Annotated in this window: 19 protein-coding genes; 7 read left to right on the forward strand and 12 right to left on the reverse strand. The window is 46.3% G+C overall.

Features of this window, described 5'->3' with window-relative positions; all coding sequences use genetic code 11:
• Positions 1–569: 569 nt before the first annotated feature.
• Complete coding sequence (locus tag J2Z66_RS15145) at positions 570–1,649, reverse strand: hypothetical protein (RefSeq protein ID WP_209972394.1); 1,080 nt, start codon at positions 1,647–1,649, stop codon at positions 570–572.
• 223 nt (positions 1,650–1,872) lie between these two features.
• Here J2Z66_RS15145 and J2Z66_RS15150 point away from each other — a divergent pair, with 223 nt between their 5' ends.
• The gene (locus J2Z66_RS15150; RefSeq protein WP_209972283.1) at positions 1,873–2,256 is read left to right on the forward strand and encodes a hypothetical protein; all 384 of its coding nucleotides are present in this window, start codon (positions 1,873–1,875) and stop codon (positions 2,254–2,256) included.
• An 86-nt stretch (positions 2,257–2,342) separates the two neighbouring features.
• Here J2Z66_RS15150 and J2Z66_RS15155 read toward each other — a convergent pair whose 3' ends face one another.
• Positions 2,343–3,050, reverse strand: coding sequence for a DNA alkylation repair protein (locus tag J2Z66_RS15155; protein ID WP_209972284.1), 708 nt, complete (start codon positions 3,048–3,050; stop codon positions 2,343–2,345).
• A 176-nt stretch (positions 3,051–3,226) separates the two neighbouring features.
• On the opposite strand from J2Z66_RS15155, the gene J2Z66_RS15160 reads away from it, so the two are divergent.
• Positions 3,227–4,402, forward strand: a complete 1,176-nt coding sequence (locus J2Z66_RS15160; protein ID WP_209972285.1) for an oxalate decarboxylase family bicupin — start codon at positions 3,227–3,229, stop codon at positions 4,400–4,402.
• A gap of 12 nt (positions 4,403–4,414) precedes the next feature.
• Here J2Z66_RS15160 and J2Z66_RS15165 read toward each other — a convergent pair whose 3' ends face one another.
• The 5 genes from J2Z66_RS15165 to J2Z66_RS15185 form a co-directional block, all read right to left on the reverse strand.
• Positions 4,415–5,026, reverse strand: coding sequence for a flavin reductase family protein (locus tag J2Z66_RS15165; RefSeq protein WP_209972286.1), 612 nt, complete (start codon positions 5,024–5,026; stop codon positions 4,415–4,417).
• The gene (locus J2Z66_RS15170; RefSeq protein WP_209972287.1) at positions 5,023–5,979 is read right to left on the reverse strand and encodes a ring-cleaving dioxygenase; all 957 of its coding nucleotides are present in this window, start codon (positions 5,977–5,979) and stop codon (positions 5,023–5,025) included. The genes J2Z66_RS15165 and J2Z66_RS15170 overlap by 4 nt, the downstream gene beginning before the upstream one ends.
• Positions 5,980–6,116: 137 nt before the next feature.
• A complete protein-coding gene (locus J2Z66_RS15175) occupies positions 6,117–6,575 on the reverse strand; it encodes a MarR family winged helix-turn-helix transcriptional regulator (RefSeq protein ID WP_281068836.1) in 459 nt (152 codons plus the stop codon).
• A 220-nt stretch (positions 6,576–6,795) separates the two neighbouring features.
• Positions 6,796–7,380: a TMEM175 family protein gene (locus tag J2Z66_RS15180; protein WP_209972396.1), complete on the reverse strand. Its 585-nt coding sequence runs from the start codon at positions 7,378–7,380 to the stop codon at positions 6,796–6,798.
• Positions 7,381–7,486: 106 nt separating this feature from the next.
• Positions 7,487–9,301: an FAD-dependent oxidoreductase gene (locus J2Z66_RS15185; RefSeq protein ID WP_209972288.1), complete on the reverse strand. Its 1,815-nt coding sequence runs from the start codon at positions 9,299–9,301 to the stop codon at positions 7,487–7,489.
• Positions 9,302–9,429: 128 nt separating this feature from the next.
• Between J2Z66_RS15185 and J2Z66_RS43810 the strand changes: the two genes are divergently transcribed.
• A complete protein-coding gene (locus J2Z66_RS43810) occupies positions 9,430–10,224 on the forward strand; it encodes a helix-turn-helix domain-containing protein (RefSeq protein WP_209972289.1) in 795 nt (264 codons plus the stop codon).
• A 71-nt stretch (positions 10,225–10,295) separates the two neighbouring features.
• Here J2Z66_RS43810 and J2Z66_RS15195 read toward each other — a convergent pair whose 3' ends face one another.
• The 3 genes from J2Z66_RS15195 to J2Z66_RS15205 all read right to left on the reverse strand — a co-directional run bounded on the left by J2Z66_RS15195 (position 10,296) and on the right by J2Z66_RS15205 (position 16,741).
• The gene (locus tag J2Z66_RS15195; RefSeq protein WP_209972290.1) at positions 10,296–11,327 is read right to left on the reverse strand and encodes an S-layer homology domain-containing protein; all 1,032 of its coding nucleotides are present in this window, start codon (positions 11,325–11,327) and stop codon (positions 10,296–10,298) included.
• Between the two features lie 154 nt (positions 11,328–11,481).
• Complete coding sequence (locus J2Z66_RS15200) at positions 11,482–14,502, reverse strand: DUF4838 domain-containing protein (protein ID WP_209972291.1); 3,021 nt, start codon at positions 14,500–14,502, stop codon at positions 11,482–11,484.
• A gap of 46 nt (positions 14,503–14,548) precedes the next feature.
• Positions 14,549–16,741: a putative phage tail protein gene (locus J2Z66_RS15205; RefSeq protein WP_209972292.1), complete on the reverse strand. Its 2,193-nt coding sequence runs from the start codon at positions 16,739–16,741 to the stop codon at positions 14,549–14,551.
• Positions 16,742–17,092: 351 nt separating this feature from the next.
• On the opposite strand from J2Z66_RS15205, the gene J2Z66_RS15210 reads away from it, so the two are divergent.
• The 3 genes from J2Z66_RS15210 (at position 17,093) to J2Z66_RS15220 (ending at position 19,568) form a co-directional block, all read left to right on the forward strand.
• Entirely contained in the window at positions 17,093–17,911 is an 819-nt protein-coding gene (locus J2Z66_RS15210) for a helix-turn-helix domain-containing protein (RefSeq protein ID WP_209972293.1), read from the forward strand.
• Positions 17,912–18,063: 152 nt separating this feature from the next.
• The gene (locus J2Z66_RS15215; protein WP_209972294.1) at positions 18,064–18,702 is read left to right on the forward strand and encodes a 3'-5' exonuclease; all 639 of its coding nucleotides are present in this window, start codon (positions 18,064–18,066) and stop codon (positions 18,700–18,702) included.
• 146 nt (positions 18,703–18,848) lie between these two features.
• Positions 18,849–19,568 (forward strand): 3-ketoacyl-ACP reductase, encoded by a 720-nt coding sequence (locus J2Z66_RS15220; RefSeq protein ID WP_209972295.1) that lies wholly within the window; start codon positions 18,849–18,851, stop codon positions 19,566–19,568.
• Between the two features lie 88 nt (positions 19,569–19,656).
• On the opposite strand, the gene J2Z66_RS15225 is transcribed toward J2Z66_RS15220, so the two are convergent.
• A complete protein-coding gene (locus J2Z66_RS15225; protein WP_209972296.1) occupies positions 19,657–20,451 on the reverse strand; it encodes a flagellar motor protein MotB in 795 nt (264 codons plus the stop codon).
• A complete protein-coding gene (motA, locus tag J2Z66_RS15230) occupies positions 20,441–21,235 on the reverse strand; it encodes a flagellar motor stator protein MotA (protein ID WP_209972297.1) in 795 nt (264 codons plus the stop codon). Before motA ends, J2Z66_RS15225 begins: the two co-directional genes overlap by 11 nt.
• A 242-nt stretch (positions 21,236–21,477) precedes the next feature.
• On the opposite strand from motA, the gene J2Z66_RS15235 reads away from it, so the two are divergent.
• The gene (locus J2Z66_RS15235; RefSeq protein ID WP_209972298.1) at positions 21,478–21,999 is read left to right on the forward strand and encodes a hypothetical protein; all 522 of its coding nucleotides are present in this window, start codon (positions 21,478–21,480) and stop codon (positions 21,997–21,999) included.
• Positions 22,000–22,033 lie beyond the last annotated feature (34 nt).

Here is a 22,033-nt window from a genome sequence, read left to right on the forward strand (position 1 = left end):
ATTGACCTGGAAGCACTTACTTTAACGATGAAAAACATCGTTAAGTGAAGCACTAGCTCCATTTTTGGAGGGCGCGGGTTGCTGCAACTGCTGATAAAGCTACTACTATCGTTCTTCCTCCCACATTCCTTTCCCTCTCAGCTCCAAAGTGCGAACATGCCACACTCAAACGGACTGCCAGCAAAGGTTCCTTTCCTGAGAGAAAGGAATAGCGGCCATATGAAAAAACTGCGCTTCCTTTCTGATACCCTCGGAGAGCATATCCCCAAAAATTAATACTAAAAAAAACCATAAAAAAACGCTACAGCCAAGAAAAATCCTTGAGCCATAGCGCTTCAAGCAATCCCATTAGCCTTGCTGATTTGCATCCTTGCATCCTTGCTTCCTTGCTTCCTTGCTGTCTTGCTGTCTTGCTGTCTCACTGTCTCGCTGACTCACTGCCTTGTTGCCTCGCTATCTCGCTGTCTCACTACCTTGCTACTTTGCTACCTTACAATCCGCAGCTGTCTTTACTGAAAGACTTGAGTCTTTACCGTCTCGCTTCAGATTTTGCAGCAGAACTTAAGCCTTTACGGTCTGATCTTAGCCTTAAAAGTCTGAATAGAAGCAAGCTGTTTAGCAGTGAGCTGGCTAGTGTAGGCGTCCTTGACGTTTCTCTTGATCGTTTTTACGCGCCCTACGCCTCTTGGCTGTGCTACTCTCGTACCAAACTTTTTCATAAACCACTGAATGGGATAGGAGATAGAAAGACGTCCATCTGATGAACCTGCGAAGTTGACCGCCGCGGCGTAATTGTCCTGCTGCCTCAACCACACGGATCCGGAATCCCCGGCAAGTGAAACGGGACTAGTCCCCTTGATTACCGTTTGATTCAAAAATTGAACAGAGCCCAGATTTTCATAATCGACTTGAATGTCGGTATGGACCGAATCAACAACGCCGGATACCTGGCCTGTTGTTCGTCCTACCTTCTTGAAGCGATCTCCGATCCGATAAGAGGTGACATGCCCGGGAATGACGCCAACCGTAGCGTAACGGGGGTTTAACAAGGGCCTGCTTAAAGGAATGGCTAGCGCGGCGTCCACAAGATTATTCTGATTCTGGCTTAGCTTGGCAAAACGGTACAATCGTCCAACACGGTCTTTTCCCGTTTGGCCTTTATCGGCACCTCCAGGCTGTAAGGTCTCCGTATAAGCGATGGAATTACTGGGATTCAGCACATGATTGTTGCTAAATATATAGCGCTGCCTGGGATTAGGATAATTGGTAACAATCAGCCCTATTGTGCCTGAGCCACTAGTTGTGCCGGTACTATAGCCCGCTGGTATAGGACGAATTCTACTTTTATAATCTGCGTGAGAACGGAATTTCTTGGTTTTAACAATACGGATCGGTACGGTCACGGTCTTCTCTTGTGTCTTCCCTTGTGCCTTTCCTTTTTTCTTTCCTTTTGTAGTAATCGAATATTTAGAGGGAATTCCGCGGGCAGTTGCGGATATGCTGTCAGAGTAAATGATGACGGCTCCGCCTTTTTTAGGATTTTTCGGGTCGTGGTAGCCTACTCCAATGCCATGGATTCCCGTTTTCTTCAACATTTTGCGCGCGATCTTCTTCTTCATTGCATGAGCGGCTGAGAAGGTAGCCAATATCCATCACCTTTTTCTAATCAGATAATCCTATTGTATGAAAAGAATCTGAGATGTTTATGGGCGCTGCAAAAGAAAGTGAAAAAATGATTGCCAGCGATATACCGGCCTGCATTCCTCTTAACCCATTCTGCTAGAATTAGTGAAGCTATCCGAATCCTTTGAACTCCCTCAAGCATAAATTGGTAGGGTAAGTAAATCTATTAAGAAAAAGGCGGTTTTTCACATGTCCAAAGTAACATTATCTACTGGAGTCTTAACGCGGGAGCCCCTGACTATATCAGCTGTAATCCAACTTGCTAATGTAGATCATAAGCATTCGCATAAGGTTACTGTTGAAGTGTGGGATTGGTCCTCCTATTCCGAGCCCGTACAAATTCCTGTTCTGATAGGAGACAACCTCCCGGTTAACTTTCCTTATCGTATTGAAAAAGAGAACCTGGCAGTTATGTATGCCGAGTTGGATGAAGCGATTGATCTTTACGAAATCCGAATTATTCATTCCAACAGTAAAAAAGTCGTCATAAACTGCTTTGGAAGAAGTATTCCTCCGTACACCAGTCAGGCAGGAAATACAGTACTTCAGCAACAGCTGGTGAAAATCGATTAACCGACGAATGGCTGTATCGCCATAGAATGACGTAAAGACCCGGGGCACTTTGAACTAGTGACTCGGGCCTTTTCTATTCTGAAGCCTTAACAAATGCAGGTCTTTTTCTTTAAACCGATCCTGCCCATTGTCTTCACTTTATTCACGTACTCCGCAGCTAGCGGAACTTTACAAGCGGTTTGGCCCATGTTGACATGTACCTTGCCAATGCTTTCTGCTATTTGCATGGCTTCCTCATGTAAGGCCACTACGAATGTGCCGACGCAGATAACAAAATTGTTCATGGCATAGCGAACAAAGTTTCTTTCCTCATGTATCGTTTGCTCTACCTGCCTAAGAAGCCTTCTTATTTCGTCCATATCTAATTGTTCATCCGCTGTAATGGATACATAATTAGCATACGTATTCCATCCGCTCAAGGCAATGCATTCCTCCTTGGAAGCCATCCACTCTCTCGCTAGTTCGAGGGCAAAATTACTTTCAGCGGCAGCCCTAGCTACTGTGTACTCCGAGACCGCATGCCATTTCGATTGATTGGCCCAATCCCTTAGTTTTTCTTTCGTCATCATTTTCGGATTTATGCTCATTCCAGCCAAATACATGGCATCGTAGTTTCCAGTATCGTACAGGGCCAGCACTAGATCTTGATCTTTTTTTACATACTTAACAAGTTTCTTCATATCCCCTATTTTAACTCCAAACAAGGGCTCAGGAGCACCATGGCGGATAAACGTTTTTTTGGTCTGCTCCGACCCCATGGCCTCGAGTTTCCCCAGAACTTCCTCTACTGTCATGTCCTCACCTGCTTTCTGGACGTTTTCATTTATTTTACCATAAAGCTGGCGGTTCAGGGCTCTTTATACAAATGGCAATGCTTTCAAGCCTTCTATCATATCTAGAGACCTTCATTCATAAGCTACTTTGATGAGATCTACTGCAATAAAGACTTTTCCAAAAGGAGCAGGTTTCTATGACAAATCAACCCCAACAGCCACCCGGATATGGTTATGTGCCTCAGCCTATAAGAAAAGACGGGGCAGGAGCTACGGATTGCGGGCCACGGGATGTTATGAGGGATCTTGAGAATCCCGATATGCTGGTTCCTCCTGTCACAGATAGCGGCACCGTTCCGAACCTGAAATTCTCTTTCTCCGACACGCATATGCAGCTAAACCACGGCGGTTGGTCACGTGAGGTCACAGTAAGGGAACTGCCAATCGCAACCACATTATCCGGGGTTAATATGCGTCTGACCCCTGGCGGTGTTAGAGAAATGCACTGGCATAAGCAAGCAGAATGGGCTTTCGTGCTATTAGGACGGGCTCGCATTACCGCGGTCGATCAGAATGGGCGGAACTTTATTGCCGACATTGGTGTTGGCGATCTGTGGTATTTTCCGCCAGGCATCCCCCATTCCATTCAGGGATTGGAGGAAGGCTGTGAATTTCTGCTTGTCTTTGATGATGGCAGCTTCTCTGATATTGACACCTTTTCGATCACGGACTGGTTTGCCCATACACCAAAGGATGTACTGGCAGCCAATTTCGGCGTGTCCATAAATGCCTTCTCACACATACCGAAGGAGCAGCGGTACATCTTCCAGGCTAATGTCCCCGGTTCCCTCGACAGTCAAGCGGTTCAGTCTCCTTATGGAGCCGTTCCACTCAACATGATCCACCATCTGCTTGCTCAGGAGCCCATTAGGACGCCAGGCGGTAAGGTTCGAATCGTTGATTCCAGCAACTTCCCTATCTCAACGCAGATTGCAGCAGCACTGGTGGAGATTGAGCCGGGAGGCATGCGAGAGCTGCATTGGCATCCGAATAATGATGAATGGCAGTATTATATCTCAGGAACGGGGCGTATGACCGCTTTTGCCGCTCAGGGAACAGCACGCACCTTCAACTACAGAGCTGGAGATGTAGGATATGTGCCGTTCGCCTACGGGCATTACATTCAGAATACCGGCAATCAGACCTTATGCTTTCTGGAAATGTTCAAAAGCAATCGTTTTGCTGACGTTTCACTCAATCAATGGATGGCCCTGACTCCCCATCAGATGGTCCAGGATACCTTGCATGCCAGTCCGGAATTAATGAACGCTTTGCGAAAAGAGAAGTGGCCAGTCGTCAAATATGATCGATAAGCTAAGGCGCAATCAGTCGGGACGATCCATAGCAAACATAGCGCCAAGCTTCGCATAATAGCTGCCGGCAAGCCGGCTGACAGGCTTAAGTCCTTGCGGATCAATATGTCCGTTCTCATAGAGAGACTCATTTATATGGAAGCAAACGACACGTCCGATAAGCAAATCGCAGGCCGGTGACTCTATCGTTCCTCCCAGCGGGATCGCATGCTCCAGCACGCATTCCATCCGAATGTTAGCTTCTGCAATACCAGGCACAGCTATCTTCGTGCTTTCAACAGGGGTCAGTCCCGCAAAGGAAACCTCGCTCTCCTCCGGTGGTAGACTGGCCGCTGCCTGATTGATTTGTTCGATATAGGATTCATCCGATATATGAACCACGAAAGCTCCTGTGTCTACTGCATTCCTGGAAGTATCCTTGGGAAGTCCATTCTTTCTTTGTACAGATATAGATACCATAGGCGGATTAGCAGACACTATATTAAAATAGCTATAGGGGGCTGCATTCAACACCCCTTTCTGCGAAAGTGTGGTTACAAAAGCAACCGGTCTTGGAATGATGCTCCCTACCAAAAGCTTATAGTTCTCCCGTTCACTTTGACCGGCAGGATCAATGGATATCATTTAAATCCCTCCTCAATATCTAGTACACGAACCTGAATAGGATCTAAATTCGCTTCGATTTCGGCACGATTCGGCTCGAACCATTCCGGAAGCATCAATTTCTCACCGAGCTCTTCCGGCTGCTCATCACGTGCAAAGCCTGGAGGATCTGTCGCGATTTCGAACAGGATTCCACCTTCCTCGCGGAAGTAAATGGCGTTAAAATATTGACGATCGATAATCGGCGTCGGATGATAGCCATTTTCTGCAATATGGCTTCTCCACAAGGCATGCTCCTCATCATCTTTGACCCGCCATGCGATATGATGCACCGTTCCGGCACCACCAGTGCCAAATTCCATTGCTGCTACGCGAACATCGATGATATTGCCAAGGTCTCCTGTCGCTTTATACCGCGCATAGTCCCCTTCCTGCCCCAATTCCTCAAGGCCCATCACCTGCACCAGCAGATTTGCCGTTTTATCCGGAGCTGTGCTGTAGAGGACGGCACCCCCAAAACCTTTGATAGCCTTGTCTGCCGGAACGCCTCCGAATGACCAATGACTTTGAGGCCCTTCCTCACGCGCCACGATCTCAAGCCTTAATCCGTCCTTGTCGGAAAATTGCAGATAAGATTCGGAGAATCTCTCTGTTTGTGTAACCGGGATCTGGAAGCTTCTCAAGCGTTCCTCCCAGAATGGGAGCGTACCTGCGGGAACCACATAAGTGGTAATTCCGACCTGCCCGCCTCCAATGCGACCCTTACGCGAACCCGCCCATGGGAAAAAGGTAAGAATGGTTCCCGGACTTCCAAGCTCGTTGCCGAAGTAAAGATGATACACTTCCGGTGCGTCGAAGTTAATCGTTTTTTTGACCAGCCTAAGTCCCAGTACCCCCGCATAAAAATCGACCGTTTCCTGAGCATTCCTCACGAAAGCTGTAATATGGTGAATCCCCGCTGTTTGTTTGAACATGTCATCCAACTCCTTTACCTTAGTTATAAGTATTTGTCGATTATTTCAACATTATTAAGAGTCTTAATTTAAAGATATTAGATAAAAGAAAGCCTCAGCTTTATTGCTGCTTGCAACTTGAAGGTACTAGCTAGCAGCTACTTAAAGCTTCCCTGAGCGGACTTACCGAGCTTTTTAAGCAGCTTCGCTGCGACTACCTTCTCTTCCGAAGAAAGCCCGCTAACGGCCTGTTCGATGATCTCAGCATGTTTGGGAAACACGTCTTCTATAAATTGTGTACCCTCTTTGGTTATCTCCGCAAAAATGAGCCGCCTATCCATAGTCGATGCCTTTCGCTGCACTAATTTCTTCTGCTCCAGCTTATCGACGACATACGTAATGTTGCCGCTGCTCATCAGCACTTTCCCGCCAATTTGTTGGATTGGCTGCGCCCCTTTGTGATACAACAGCTCCAGCACCCCGAATTCGGTCCGGTTCAAGCCATACTTCCGGATATCCCGGTCTGCGTGTGCGTTAACCCACTGACTGGCTCTGGATAGTGCTATATAAAGGTCCAAGGAACCATCTTTCGTCTTCTCATTTGAATTCTCCATCATGTCATCCCCTTCCCCTCGATAATATCTTCATTTCCTATATGTTTGATTATTCATCGTGTTTATTATCTTAATATTAAGATACTTTAATTGCGGTTAAATGTCAACAGCTTTTTTTTGTCCCAAGAACCCAAACTCTTGCCGAACCTCCCAAAAGAGTAAATAAGCCCGTAGAAAAAAGCTCTTCGAAACCCGCCTGCATGCGAGAATCGAAGAGCATTTCTTAGTGGCCTTGGCCTCGCAGTGCTTGCTCGATTCGCTTATCTGGCAAGAACCAGATCATGGCAACAAGTACGAAAAAGAAGCCGGATATCCAAGGACTTATATAGGCGGTCAAGGCTGCGGTCAAGTAGAGCAAGGGGGATAATTTCCCCTTCCAATCTTTGCCCATCGTCAGAACAAATGAGGAATCGCTGGAATGCTGGCTAAGAATCGCACGCTGAATCAGCCAGTACGAGAGTGCCGCGAGTAGTAAAATAAAACCGTACAGTGCCGTTGGTGTGGCTGCAAAATGGCTTTCCCCCATCCAAGCTGTCGTGAACGGCACAAGGGATAACCAGAAGAGAAGCAGCAAGTTGAGCCACATCAACCGCCCGTTCATCGTTCGAACCATGTGCAGCAGATGATGATGATTGTTCCAGTAGATGCCGATATATACGAAACTGAAAATGTAGCTAAGAATCTTTGGGCCCAGTTCGACCAGCGCATGCCAGTTATGGCCTTCTGGCACTTTAAATTCCAACACCATGATCGTAATGATGATCGCCAGCACACCATCACTGAACGCTTCCATCCGATTCGCTTTCAGAGTGTTTCACCTTTTCCTCGCTTCGCGCTTTTTAATCTATTTTACACCAATAACTATGCATATAACCTTTCATCTTGTCAAGAAAATACCTTCACGGCATGCGGCGTTACTCGCAAACAATTTCAACTACTCGCGCATGGTCCAAACCGTTGGTAGAGATTACCTCCAGACGGAGCGTCTTCAGATTTTTCAACGTTACAGGCAGATGTATGATGCGTTGAAAATTATTTTGTATATGTGCGATTTCCGTCCTCCCTCGTTCGTCATGCCCAATCAGCTTAAACTCCTTCAGCGTTTCTGCCTGCGATCGTCCCCACTGCATCTGCTTCTGAAGCGCGTCCAAATGGCAAAGCATCAATATACGGTGAAGCCCGGTATCCAGAACGATCGTAATCCGGGAAACCGTAACCGGCTCCTCCCATTGAAGCTCCAGCCAAGGACTGCTGTCCCCCGGCTCCGACATCCAGCGATGCGTGCCAGCCGTCGTCAAGCCGGGACGTACCCCCTTCTCCCCATGGACTGAGCGAGTATGCCCATCCACAACATACCCGCATTTTCCTTGATTTTGCTCGGAAGAAGCGGAAATTAGGGCAAGCTTCGCGAGATTTCCTTCCAGCATAATGCCAGGCAAAAAAGCCCCCTGCCGAAGCAATTGCTGCTGAGCCTCCTTCACGATACCGTTCTCGCGCCACGCTTGTTCCAGCTGAAGCTGGTGCTTCACCGCCGTTGCCGCGAACGTTCCAAGCCCTTCTCCCATTACCGCGCATGTCGCCATTACTCTGGTGCTGGAGAAGGCGATATGAGTAGCCGATAAATTGCGCCCGGCGAACATCAGATTCGAAATGTTCCTGCTAATCATCGAGCGCAGTGGAATGCCGTAAAGATAAGGCGTAAACGGCTGATTGCACGGCTCCTCGTCTTTCGCATCGATGCCTTCGGGCGGATGGGTATCCATCGACCAGCCGCCGTAAGCGATAACATCATCGAAGTCGACAGCCTGCTGAATATCATTTTGGGTCAACATATGCTGGCCGATAAATCTTCTCGACTCTCTTTTACCCGGAAGAAAGCCAAACCAGTCCAGCGCCCAATTTTCGGAATCGGGGTGATTGCCGCTATTCTTGATGTGATCCCACACCCCAAGCATGATCGCAAGCAGTTCGTCGCGGATATACTCATTATCTTTGATCGTGTCCAGCGTTCCGCCGAATTCCACCCACCAATAGCCGAAATCCCATGCGTCGTGATTTCTAAACTGCAAATCTTCCTCCGTAAACTTGCGGGCCCACTCCGGCGGAGTAAAAGGCATCGGGCGTCCCATGCATTTCGACGTGAACAAAAGAGAAGAGCCGAGACGATAAGCATCCCTGTTCTGGCTTGCGCCGGTTTCGTTATATTCCTCAACCGCTTCCCGGCCGGTCGTAAAGGCTGCTCCCGCTTCATATCCCAGCCTGCCGTCGCCTGTACAATCGACGAATATGTCAGCCCGGATCGTAAAGCTTTCTTCCGTGCTTTCTCTCACCGCATAAGCGGATCGAATACGGGAGCCCTCCACATTGGCTTCGACAACCGTCGTGTTCAGCAGCATCATCAAATTCGGTTCGGCGCGGCATTTTTCATATAAGATCAAGTCCAGCATACTCGCGCTCCTCTGCGGATTTCTGACCGAGCATTCAAGCACAATTTCTTCGATAATGCCGCTTTCTCTGCGCTCCACCTCCAATTCCTTCCCGATGGTGGATGCGCCGGATATATTCATGCGAATCTCCGACGACGCATTTCCGCCAAGAACGGAACGGTCCTGGCATATAATTACCCGGGCTCCGTTGCGGGCCGCAGCTATTGCAGCCGCCACCCCCGTCATCCCTCCTCCGGCGATCATAATGTCCGTATCCAAAATTTTAGCATCGGTTTTTCCCATCTTTTTTGACTCCTTTGCCTTATATGATATCTTTAATTACATATTACGATCTTTCCTTCACACATTTGAATTCATAGAATTTCTTTTGCATATCCAAAATTTCAAAATCTTGAGCGAGGTGAAGCAAAGTGTCCGCAGGCTTGCCCGAAATTGTATATCATATGTACTGGATCAAAAAAGATAAATTTCTACTAGAGACGGATACTTATGTAACATGGATCCTGTTTGCTGTAGAGGAGGGAAGATTCGAGTACCAGATAGGAGAGGTTTATGGAGTGGCCGAGTTCGGAGACGTGGTCGTGTGCCCGCCCCAGGTTGCTTTTTATCGAAACGTGCTGGAGCCTTTAAGCTTCCACACCATTACGTTCACCTTCTCTGACGGTGACTCGCAGCAGCTTCAGCTCCTTCTGACGCATCGGAAAATACGGCTGCCGCAAATCCTGCGCTTGTCCGAAAACTACAGCTGCTTAAAACAGGCGGACCAGCAGTTGCCCTTCAGCTTTGATAATCAAAAGCTGAAGCAGCACTATTTGGTGGACTTATGGCTGATGATCGCACAGCAGGCGCTGGAATCTCCCGATGCTGGTCTTTCTGGGAAAGATGACGAAGTCATTCGCGATGTCGCAATCTACTTCAATACTCACGCGCATGAAGCGATCGAAATCCGGGATGTCGCTCATAGGTTCGGAATGACGCCTGTACAACTGATCCGAAGATTCAAAACCGCCTATAGCGTCAACCCTCTGCAATACTTAACGTCGATTCGGGTTAAACAAGCAAGCAGGCTGCTGCTAATAACGGATTGGACGCTCGATGTCATAGCTGGAAAATGCGGCTACGAGAACGGCTTTTATCTCAGCCGGGTGTTCCGCAAGGCGATGGGTGTAAGCCCGTCCGAATTCCGCAAGCAAAATAGGTATTAGCCGGTTTTGCTGTTACACGATCCAAAGAGGAGCATAGCGCAAACCTCCGCGCTCCTCTTTTTTTAGGTCCGTCAATAAAGCAGACTTAAAGATAATAGTAATCTTTTAATGACTACAGCTGCTTCCGCTCGGGTTGCCTGATCCTTAGGAACAAATTGATTCTTCCCTTTGCCATTAATGATGCCTAAACGAACTGCTGTTTGAATGTCATCTCTAGCCCACTCACTCGTAGCCTCTGAATCTGCAAATGCCGGCAAATTGCTTTCATCGTTTTTCCCTGTTTCAGAGCCCGACGCATAGTTACTCGCTCTCACGATCATCACAGCCATTTCTTCCCTTGTGATATTTTTTGCCGGAGCAAAGCTGGTTTCCGTCATGCCTTGGATAACGCCTGCTGCAAAAGCGCTATTTACAACATCCTTATACCAGGAATCAGCCGAAACGTCAGTGAAAGGATTTTGCTTCGTGCTCGTTTGGAATTTTAACGTTCTCGATATCATCGCGGCAAACTGCGCTCTTGTTACATGGGCTTCCGGTACAAAATGATCTTCGTCCATTCCTTCTATAATGCCTTTCGAAGCGAGCAGCTCTATATCGGCTTTGGCCCAATGCCCCTCCAGATCTACAAATCCCTTTTTCGCAGTATTCACGGAAACACTCTCTTTTAAGGAATAGGTTTGACCGGTCAAATTGTGATTCACCGTTTCCAAAGATGTCCATTTTACAATGGATGTCCCGTATTTCTTGGTCTTAAATATCAGTGTACCGATGAGGATATCCCCACTTTCTCCAGTCACATTGCCAATTTTGGTATGAGCGAGAATGATCTCATTGTCCTTAATAATAGGCGAAACGGAAAACCCCTCCAGATTAGACTTGGCTTCCACTAGCTCGAGCATACTAGGATCGAATGTAAGCCTCGCCTCATAAGCGTATAAATCGGTAATATTCTTACCGCTCATGGTTATAGTCATTTCACCTTCAACCTGGTTATTTGAAGTTAGAAGAAAAGATGGGGCAGTCTGCGCATATACGCTTGTCGGAAGTAGCAACCGCAAACAAAGCAGAGGAATTATGATAGAAACGATTGTTTTGCGATTCATAAGAACATCCTTTCCCTATGCTGATATTCCAAGGATAAGCGGCTACCGCTGTCTACGCTAGTGTTAACCATAGGTCTAGAGCCGCTTACGCGATATACTCCCTGGCGTCCAAAAAACAGGAAGGAGGATACCCCTTCCCGCATTACCCATTTCGCTACTCCACGATCTTTTTGGCAACCGCCGCGAGATCAAGGATATCGATTTTACCATCGCCATTAATATCCGCTTTCTTCACTCGCTCCCAATTCGGACTGCTGCTGTCTTTTCCATAATGCGCAGCCACGAACGACAAATCACCTATACTCACTTTGCCGTCTTGATTGATGTCCGTATGATTTCCGCCCGCACTTCCTGCCGTTACCTCAACGGTGACGGACGATATTGCCGTTTGAGATTCGTTTCCTTGATCATCCCCCAAAGAGGCACTCGTAATCGAAATCACGCCTGAAGCCGTTTGCAAAATATCTTTCGCTCTGAAGGTAAGCTCAATCACTTGCGCATTACCGGTAACAGCGTATTCCGGTCCTTGACTGACAACAATCAAACGAAGCTTGCCGGCGGGTTCCTTGACGGTCTCGACAATAGCAATCCCTTCGATTAGTGACCTTGCAGACACAAATTCCATGACGTCAGGATCATAGTCAAAGTTGACGTCTTGCGCATAAACAGCTCGACTAACATCGCTAAGTCCATAGTTAACCTTAAATTCCGTACCTGCAGGAATCGAGGTTACGTTAGCCGTTAATGTGCTTTTATCAATGGAAGTGCCAGGTTCTTCGTCGGGTTCGGAAGCAGTCGTCCAGAGAAAGGCAGGGCCTACAATACCGCCAGTTCCCAATTCATCTAAGTACTGATTGTTTATAGAGACGACAATATCGTTATGTTGTCCAAACTTGATTGCACTCGTAACGTCATATTCCCACGGTATGACCATTGCAATGCCTTTGGACTTTGGCTGAATTTCCTTCCCGTTGACCCAAACCCGCGGTTTTTCGTCAATGTCTCCGAACCAGAGTCTAATCGGCTTATCTTTATATTTATCCGCAACGTTAATTGCAGTACGGTACCAAACCTCACCCTTGTAGTAACGTAATCCTTGATTGGACCACGTATCGGAATATGTCTTCAGCTTCATCCACGATTGCGTGCCGACTCCCGGCTTCCATAATCCCAGCTTCTCGCCGTTTCCTCCCGGAATAAACATGGCCAACCATTCATCAGGGAGCTCAGCAATAATTTTGTTCCCGTTTGTAACCCGTTCGTATGCCTGCTCAATTTGGTACTTCCAAAATAGATCCAAGTATCCGCCCGCAAAAGGATGAATGATAACGGGGGAGTGAAACGCTGCCGCCTTTAAGAGCGCTTTGGCCTCGTCGTAATATTGTTTTGCCTTCACAAAATCAAATTTGAGGTAAGCATTATGCATATTCGTAAACGCTTTCCCAAAATCGAACGCGACGCGTACCATCCTCATCCTTTCGGCGTATACGGAATTCGCCGGCACCTTGCTCTCCGCTTCGACCAGTGTGTTCTCCAGAGCTGCCATAACCTCTGCAGTCAGTATTTTCGAGAAATCGAATACAGCCCCGGTGTAGTAATCTGCATGGATAAACGTATCTTCCAGCTTTCGAAAATGATTCCACATGGGCTCCGCCGCTGGTCCATAATATTTGGAAAAATAATCCGTTAACATCTCCTGAACGTCAAGCTCCGGATTCCAGCTTAATTTGGACATTAAATATAAGGACGGCCCGTGATAGGCCCAAGACGGCAGTGCTTCGAAAACAAGCTGATCCATCCCCTCTTTGCGAAAATGCTTTATCTCCTCTATGGTTCGATTGATCATCGAAAAAGGCATCCCCGGGTCAGCCAAATTATACATATAGCTGTAGAAGGATACATCTACCCCTAATTTTTTCCAGTCGCTGATGAGCTCTTTCAAATAAGTCCGCTCCCAAGACATGCCATTCTCCATTGAATGAATGCGCTCGACCGAAATCGGGGCAATAACAGGCAGCAGCTTAGGGTTGGGAATTTCGCGAACCGGTGCCCTCATGTAGCGAACGTAAGCCAAATAAGCTATGCCGACATCAGGATACTGGGGCTCAATTTGCTCTAAAACCATATTGTAAAATTTTACATAACGATCGGTTATGGAGTTGGAGCCCATAAGCGGATCGTAATCTACGGCGTCCCAGTCAGATGTACCAAAATCGTCACCGTCATTCGGTCCCATGTTTATATACTTGGCATTCGGATTTTGTTCCAGGTACTTCAATGCTTCATTAACTACACATGCAAGCACCTCCGGTTTCGTTACATCGAATTGGCTTGTTGGCTTTCCATTCACTTGAACAAACAAGTCCGGCCGTTCCTTCGATGTAATTTTGCAGAGGAGCCCGTGTTGGCTAAGACGAATTGTATTATTGCCGCGGTTATGCTGCAGCCACGGGGTTCCCTCAAGCTTATCCACGAAATCCATCTTGGTCTGGGCGAACAGATATTCCATCCCTCCGACAACTCGGGTCGTCATACCCGGATGCTGGATTGTATTCTGCTCCTTGACGCGAATCGTTTGCATAGAAGGAATTTCTGTTCCGATCTCCCCGGGAGCGAACCAACGAATGCCGATCTGCTCAAGCAGCTCATAGGCTGCAAACAACACGCCTCTGTCGGAAAGACCGACCAATTGAATACTATCGCCGCTAACCGACAGACGAAAGGAATCAGAATCAGTCCCACCCTGACGAATTTGATCCAGATCAGGATCAGGCGCAGCACTTCCTACAAAAATTTTCGCACCAGTGACAGCGCTTGCATTTGTCACAATAGATAGCTCCGTCCCTGATATCCGTTTCAAATAGCTTTGCAGCTCTTGTGCCGCCTGCTTCTCCAGATCCGTCGCGGTCGTCGTTAATACGATAGTTGCACGACTTTCTCCTTCCATAACAAGCTCCAGCTTGCCAGCATTAGTATCTTCAGCCGGCTCTTCGTGTGGCTCAAGGTATTCTCCCATAACGTTTGAAATACCCGCTTCTGGAGCATCCCCTTCAGCATCGCTCAGAGTCCCAGCTACCTCGGCATAAGCAAGAGGGGGAACAACTGACACGAACAAGGATAACAAAAGCAGCAGACAAACAAGGAACGATGCTTTACGAGAAAAATTTTTTTTCATTTCGATCCTCCTATTTTCCTATTAAATCGGAATATTCAAATTTCCATCATCTCTTTTGCACACGTACCGTTAGCGTGGCATTAGGCAAATCAATCGTACTGGACATCGGATTAACTACTTCAACCGTTACGGCGTTCAACGCGGATACTCTAGGGTGCAGCTCGATTCCCTGCGTATCAATATTTAACGTAGCCTCGACAAAATCCCCTAAGGTTGCGCCATTAACGGTAACTATCGGCGGTGCCGGGTCGCGACTACCAGTGGATAAAGATGGAGCATCGTAAGTCGTACTTGCGACAAGCACGGAACTTGTATCATACCGGCTAAGAATCCAATTCTTAGAAGCGCGGAAATACTCGGCAAAAACAAGGCTAGAACCGGAAAGGATTAAAGTCTGGGTTGCCGCTGCCGGATTGCCGATCGTTGTTCCCGTCCCCGCCGTAACCGTGATCGTGCGCGTACCTGTGCGCGGAAATACAAGGATCCTGCTAGATATCCCGGAAGTCATGAAATCATCGCGGATAAAGCTCAGCGTTACGGAAGTACCGGTAACGATAGTAATGGGAACCTCCGGCCCATAGACTGACGGATCAACTACAGGTATGTGCAGTTTCTTGTAAGCTGTAGCTACAGAGGAGGACTGGTAATCCAAATCAGCAGCTTCGACCGCTCCTTTACTCACATCAAAATCTATAGCATAACGACCCACGCACTGGCTTATTCTCTGATCGCAAGTCATCGGATCAAGATTACCGATTACGTAGTGACCAACAACGTTGTTATTGGAAACGGCTATCCTTCCTGCCTCGGCATATACCGTATCTATTGAACCGCCAAGGTGACCGGTATTGGGTCCGGTGCCTAGCTTAACGGTAATAAGATTAGACTCGCCACTGCACTTGCCTACCGATCCTGGATAGAGTTGAGCTACATAATAACCGACGGAGCACCCCAAAGTAGTAATAACCCCGACAGAGAACGGACCGGTAGTGCTTTTGGCAACCTTAAATCCTGAGCCAATACACCACATAGGGCTTTTAACCGATGCAAAATCATCATTCGTCACCCACAACTGCACCTTTACCGTTCCCGACCCTCTGTCTATAGCGGTAATCGTATAATCGTTTTTACCGATTACGAGACTATCGCCGACCTCCGCCTCGTCAGGAATATTCGTAACACCAGTAAACTCCGTGTATTGCACATGGGTGCCATATGGCCCAGTAAGCGTGTGACCGGTGTAAGTAAACACGACTCCAATTACCGGGGTAATCCCAAATCCGCAATAATACGTTTGAATCGACTCAACCTTAACGTGATAAGCCAGATCCGGAACCTCAATTCCCTGAACCTTTAAGAATTTAGCCTCCATACGGCCAAAAACGCTTCCGGATACGTTTGTAATTTTTGCTCCCTTACGGTTCGTTCTTTGAGCCAAGACTGATGAGCCCTTACCTGTCACTATAAAGCTGCCTATATGCGTGTTTGGAAAATTATCGATCTCCAGCATCCAATCGGCAGAAGCGTAGTTCGATTGCAGATTGAGTGTTCCTTGAATGGAAGAAGGCCTGTCAACCGCACCTCCCGCAAACACAATCTTGTCGGATACAATCATATCAATGTCCCAACTGATAGAACCCTTAACGTTTGATGCTCGAGCAGCAAACGCTTGGAGCCCTGCGGTTCGGTCAACGCCGTTCAAGCAACCGAACATGTAGGGAGTAAGCGTGCATGCTTTCCGAATATAACAGCCATTTCCAGAAGGGTTCGTTTCACCTGCACCAATCAAAAAATCCGCAAGAGTAGACGCCTCCCCCGTCCACGGCACTGTGCTGCTGATGATGTCTCCGCCATTATGGCTAGACTTAGGTTCGTCAGCTTTATAAAAGAAATCGCCACCGCCTGCGTTTGCACTGTCATAATAGCTCTTAACAGCATAAGTCAAGTCATCGCTTGCAGACTGATTTAATAAGTCAGCGATCGAGCCAACCGATACGATCGTGCAGCAGCTTCCTGAAGCACCATAGTCCGGGTTCCCATACACCGCTCCGTGCACCGAGTTTTCCGCTTTCCCTAATGCCACTGACGGTCCGGATAATACGCTTTGTGTAGCGATCGCAGTACCTGCCATACCTAATAAGGCCAGCAGCTTCCTCCTGCTAATCCTATTTTCCGGTTCCGCTTGCGCCCCTTCTTCTTCACGAGCCCCGACATTGCCATTCTTATTTTCCTCAAGCATACCGACTCCTCCTTGTACCGCTTCATTTGTTCACCGTCATCGATAATAATGTAAGCGATGCCAATAATAAAGGAATACTTCCATCACCACTCCGTTCCCCGCTTATTTATTAGGGGATCTAATGCTTGTACAGTTTACTTTTTCATGACCACATCCATTCACTCCCTTTCCCGATGCTAGCTCTAGCTGAGAAACTCCCCGAACTCGTTTCGTTTTGCGTGCATCTGCTTACTTTAAGAAGCGATGAAGCTTACAAGTCAAATTATAGGAAATAGCTCCACCTTTTGATATACACCATGTTACTATAGGCTTAGCACTTTATTTCATTTCATCGTTAAAGGAGTGTTAGTATTGAATCCCTATTCTGCTGATAGCGTGCTCCCTCATTATCTTCAATCGATGTATTGGACAAACAAGGACAATTTCTTGTTAAGTGTTGATATTTATTCGAACTGGATATTATTCGCTGTGGAGGAAGGAATTTTTGAGTTTGAGATTGGTGAAGCGAAGGGAATCGGAAGAGCGGGGGATTTGGTGTTAAGTCCGCCGTATATCCCTTTCCGACGGAAGATCATTCAGAATCTTACTTTCTTCTCGATTAACTTCCAATGGAAAAGCATGGCGGAGCAAAAGACCGTCGCGGATCCCCGGCTGCTATCTCAGATTCCCATCGGCAAAATATCCTTGCGAAACAATGAACGACTGATTTCCAACTATGACTATCTGAGAAAATTGCAAAACAACCATGATCCGACAAGCATTCATCGAAAAAATCATTTACTAAACGATATTTGGCTGCTTTATTGCTTGGAAGCGGATAATTTGAAGCAGCCGAAGTGGAGTCCCAATCCCTTGATGAGCATCGCCTTGAAGCAGATTAATGAAAAATGCTTCGAATATAGCTTCTGCATAAAGAATCTATCGGATGATTTGGGTCTAACTCCCGTTCAATTCACCCGAAAATTTAAAACGGCATGGGGAATGACACCTTCGGAATATGCCATGGAGTTGAAAATTGACAGGGCCAAACATCTGCTTGCTGAAAGCACGTTACCTCTCCAAAAGATCGCGGATCTGTGCGGATTCGAGAACGGGAATTATCTTAGCCGCATTTTTTCCAAAAAATTGAATATACAAACTACGGATTACCGCCGTTTGCATCATCGTTAAGAGAGTGAGGTATTGTTCTTGACATCCGACAACAGGAAATGGTCAAATTTGAATTGAAGCTACCACAAGCAGCATAATTGCGCAAAACAGGATTTTCACGCACTTATGTCGAAGATATAAGAATGTTAATACAAGGAGTGGGGGCTGTTCGCATGCTGCTGATCTTTCATGATCTGGAGACGAAGAAGGTTAATAATCGTAAGGATGCCGAGCTTATTCAAATAGGAGCTTTAAAAGTAAGATTTGAGAACCATACGTTTACAACGCTGGATAGCTATATGTCATTTGTCCGTCCGGGGACACCCCTCAATTTGGAGACAACCAAGTTCACAGGCATTACGCAGGAGCAGGTCCAGAATGCGGCGCGGTTCCCAGAAGTACAGCGTGATTTCTTAGCCTGGATCGGGGAAGAAGTTTACTACCTGTGCTCATGGTCGCTGAGCGATCGGGATATTTTCATTGATGAATGCAGAAGGCACGGGCTGGACACAGACTGGCTGAAAAACTACAACGATATCCAATACATGTACGGGCAGAAATTCAATCATAAGCGGCGCATGGGCTTGGCCAAAACCTTGGAAGCTCTGAATATTGCGCAATCCGAACAACTGCATGATGCTCTTTCGGATACCCGCTATACCTTCGAAATTTTGAAGTCGATGTATGAGCAGGATAATGATATTTTCTCTTTTGCACAAAATCAGCATTACGATTCCTATAAAATTGAAGTGGTTCATGAGGATAAAGGATTTTCGAACAATCCCTTCGCTAACCTGAAAGGGTTATTCTAACAAATTATTTTAAATCCAATATGCTAAAACTATTTCCTGGGCAATCATTCCCACCTCAAAGCTGCAGGTGAAATTGTGGCATACTTATAAGGCGTGCCCAAACACATATACCAGACATATAACAGATATAAGATAGGAGACAGCTCATGCAACTGCAGAAGAAGACCGCGTTAATTACTGGGGCTGGAAAAGGCATCGGGAAAGCCATCGTCATAGCATTAGCTAAGGAAGGGGTCAACCTTGGACTAATCGCCAGAACTAAAGCTGATTTAGAAGCTCTTCAGGCCAGTTTAAAGATTGCCTATCCCATAGAAGTCCACATCGCAACGGCGGATGTTTCGAAAAAAGCGGAGGTTGATTCAGCCGTATCCATGCTCAAAGAACAGCTTGGCTCGTTCGACATCCTGATTAATAATGCCGGGATCGGCCAATTTGGGACCTTAATGGAAATGGACCCGGAGCAGTGGGAGCACATTATTCAAGTTAACCTTATGGGAACCTACCATGTAACACGTGCTGTACTGCCGTTCATGCTGGAGCAAAACAGTGGAAGTATCATTAACGTTGCTTCTACTGCCGGAGAACGGGGATTCGCTACTGGTTCTGCTTATTGCTCTTCCAAATTTGCGGTTCTAGGTTTCACAGAATCCCTTATGCAGGAAGTTCGTAAATTCAACATCCGGGTTACGGCTCTTACACCAAGTACAGTCAATACAGAATTGGCACTTAACAACGGATTACCCATTGGGGATGAAGACCGCATGATGCAGCCTGAGGATGTAGCTGAGCTGGCTTTAGCAACCTTGAAGCTTCCACCGCGAGTATTTGTCAAAGCCGCTGGAATATGGACAACCAATCCTCAATAAAGCAGTCGTTTTGTTTAAACGGCCTGGATATGAAAATAGCCGCTTGCTTTGACACAAAGTCGAAGCAGCGGCTATTTTTATTTGCTATTTAGGGAATGAACGATTTCTCACCCGTAGACTTCACCTGACGGATAATATTCACCTCAACGCGGCGGTTTTTCGAACGTCCCTCTACAGTATCGTTCGTATCAATTGGCTGGTATTCCCCGTAGCCGATGGAGCGGTAATGGGACGGATCTATTTTATCATTATTAATTAATATTTTCATGAAATTCAACGAGCGTTTGGCGCTTAAGTCCCAGTTGCTTTGGAACTCCCTATTATTAATCGGGCGGTTATCCGTAAATCCTGCGACTTCTACGTTGTACTCCTTGTAGCCACTCAGCATCCCTGCTATGCTCTGCGCCAGCTTTTGTGACTCCTTGTTGATATCCGCTGAGCCCGGTTGGAACAAGGCGTTATCGCGGATCGTGATTTTCAGCATATCCTCTGTTAATTTGGTCTCTAGCTGAGTGCTCAGCTTATTATCCTTGATATATCCTTCAAGCTTTTGCTGAAGCTCCTTAAGGTCCTCCATTTCAACCTGGTGCTTCTGCTGCTCTTCCAGTGCTTTCTGATCCTGCTTTTTTACTACGTCTGCTTTCTTCTGGTCAATTTCCTGTAAATTTTCAATAGGACTGCTGGACACCTCGAATATATTGGTGCCTCCGCTTAAGGCCGAATTTAAGCCGCGCATGATTTGATCGTACTTTTTGGAATCGATCTGGCTTGAAGCGAACAAGATGATAAACAAAGCCAGCAAAAGTGTAAGTAAATCTGCGTAAGGAATGAGCCAGGTTTCATCGATATGCTCCTCGTGATGCTCACGTCTTTTATTTTTCAACGGCTTCACTTCCTCCTTCGTCGAGTAAGTGGCGCTCCTTAGCCGGTATGTACACAGAAAGCTTCTGCTTCATCGCAATGGTAGAAATACCTGACTGAATCGACAGCAGGCCCTCGATCATAATCAGCTTGATCTCAATTTCCTTCTTTGAAATTTGCTTCAGCTTGTTAGCAATCGGGTGCCAAAGCACATAACCTGAGAAAATACCCAGCAGCGTCGCAACAAAGGCCGCAGAAATCAGGTGACCGAGCTTCTCTACTTCGTTCAGGTTACTGAGCGCCGCGATTAGGCCTACTACGGCTCCAAGCACGCCTAAGGTCGGCGCATAAGTCCCTGCTTGCGTAAACAGGAGGGCTCCGTTACGATGACGCTCCTCTGTGGACGCGATCTCCTCCAGCAGCACATCCTTGATAAATTCGCTATCATTGCCATCAATAATCATCCGCATGCCATTACGCAGAAAAGGATCATCAATTTGTTCGACATGCCCCTCCAGCGCCAACAAGCCTTCACGACGCGTAATGGATACCCAGTCCATGAAAGTGTGGATCAGATCCTTTTTATCCGTTAGCTTTTGATCAGTAAATAAAATTTTGATAAGCTTTGGAAACTTCTTTATTTCCGACATCTGAAAACCAATAAATAAAGTTGCTGCCGTTCCTACGAAAATGATAAGAAGTGCCGCCGGATTTAGCAGCGCTACAACGCTAGCACCCTTAAGCACCATCCCGACCCCTACCGCAATAACTGCCAGCACAAGTCCGATAATTGTTGATTTTTCCATACTTGTTTAGTCACCCCACGTTGTTGTCAATTTAGCTTTTCTATGTATAATCCTACCTATTACTCATGTATTCCACAAAGATAGGTAGGACTCCTTTAAAAACAAATCTATATTTCTGCAAAATCACCCATAATTCGCCTTTAAAATCACTTTTTCGACAATATGCAAAGAAAGCCTCGTTAGTTGAAATCAAATGAGTTAATATGAGTATTCCAGAAAAAATTTTCTAAGGAGGTCACAACATGATAAGAACTATTTTTATTATTCTTTTCATTGCTCTTCTGACTTCGGCATGTTCAAAGGAAGATAAGCATCAAAGTAATTATGAAGGCCGCGGGGAGTCGTGGGATGTATCCGTAGAAAATTCAATTTTTGAGAAAAATGACGGCCAATACTTCAATATTACTTATTCCTATAAGGGACCGAATGATGAATTACGAAAAATATCACACCTAACATTTGCACAGGGCACTCTTTTAAATACACAAATCGTTAATGTTTTTGACTATTCCCACAAAGAAAAATTGATAGCAGAAGGGAAATATCAAGAGGAAGAAGTAAATCGTTTCGGTACTATTTTTGCTGATTTGAAGAATAAAAAAGAAAATTATTTTAAAATTGAGTACAGGTTCAATGTTACAGACAAGGACTCTGACTTTTTCAAGGCAATAGATAGTGATCGATTAAATGTACAAATAGAATGGGAAAACAATCATGGTAAACATCATGAAACTATAGAAATAAAAGGAAATGACACACAATAAACTTTTCAATGAGTGCTCTAACCATCTTTATACA

Source organism: Paenibacillus eucommiae, from assembly GCF_017874215.1.
GTDB lineage: Bacteria > Bacillota > Bacilli > Paenibacillales > NBRC-103111 > Paenibacillus_AI > Paenibacillus_AI eucommiae.

Bases quoted from the DNA above. Each gene is read 5' to 3' on its own strand.
- J2Z66_RS15150 (WP_209972283.1), top strand. From the start codon at position 1,873: ATGTCCAAAGTAACATTATCTACTGGAGTCTTAACGCGGGAGCCCCTG.
- J2Z66_RS15155 (WP_209972284.1), bottom strand. From the start codon at position 3,050: ATGACAGTAGAGGAAGTTCTGGGGAAACTCGAGGCCATGGGGTCGGAG.
- J2Z66_RS15160 (WP_209972285.1), top strand. From the start codon at position 3,227: ATGACAAATCAACCCCAACAGCCACCCGGATATGGTTATGTGCCTCAG.
- J2Z66_RS15165 (WP_209972286.1), bottom strand. From the start codon at position 5,026: ATGATATCCATTGATCCTGCCGGTCAAAGTGAACGGGAGAACTATAAG.
- J2Z66_RS15170 (WP_209972287.1), bottom strand. From the start codon at position 5,979: ATGTTCAAACAAACAGCGGGGATTCACCATATTACAGCTTTCGTGAGG.
- J2Z66_RS15175 (WP_281068836.1), bottom strand. From the start codon at position 6,575: ATGATGGAGAATTCAAATGAGAAGACGAAAGATGGTTCCTTGGACCTT.
- J2Z66_RS15185 (WP_209972288.1), bottom strand. From the start codon at position 9,301: ATGGGAAAAACCGATGCTAAAATTTTGGATACGGACATTATGATCGCC.
- J2Z66_RS15195 (WP_209972290.1), bottom strand. From the start codon at position 11,327: ATGAATCGCAAAACAATCGTTTCTATCATAATTCCTCTGCTTTGTTTG.
- J2Z66_RS15200 (WP_209972291.1), bottom strand. From the start codon at position 14,502: ATGAAAAAAAATTTTTCTCGTAAAGCATCGTTCCTTGTTTGTCTGCTG.
- J2Z66_RS15205 (WP_209972292.1), bottom strand. From the start codon at position 16,741: ATGCTTGAGGAAAATAAGAATGGCAATGTCGGGGCTCGTGAAGAAGAA.
- J2Z66_RS15215 (WP_209972294.1), top strand. From the start codon at position 18,064: ATGCTGCTGATCTTTCATGATCTGGAGACGAAGAAGGTTAATAATCGT.
- J2Z66_RS15220 (WP_209972295.1), top strand. From the start codon at position 18,849: ATGCAACTGCAGAAGAAGACCGCGTTAATTACTGGGGCTGGAAAAGGC.
- motA (WP_209972297.1), bottom strand. From the start codon at position 21,235: ATGGAAAAATCAACAATTATCGGACTTGTGCTGGCAGTTATTGCGGTA.
- J2Z66_RS15235 (WP_209972298.1), top strand. From the start codon at position 21,478: ATGATAAGAACTATTTTTATTATTCTTTTCATTGCTCTTCTGACTTCG.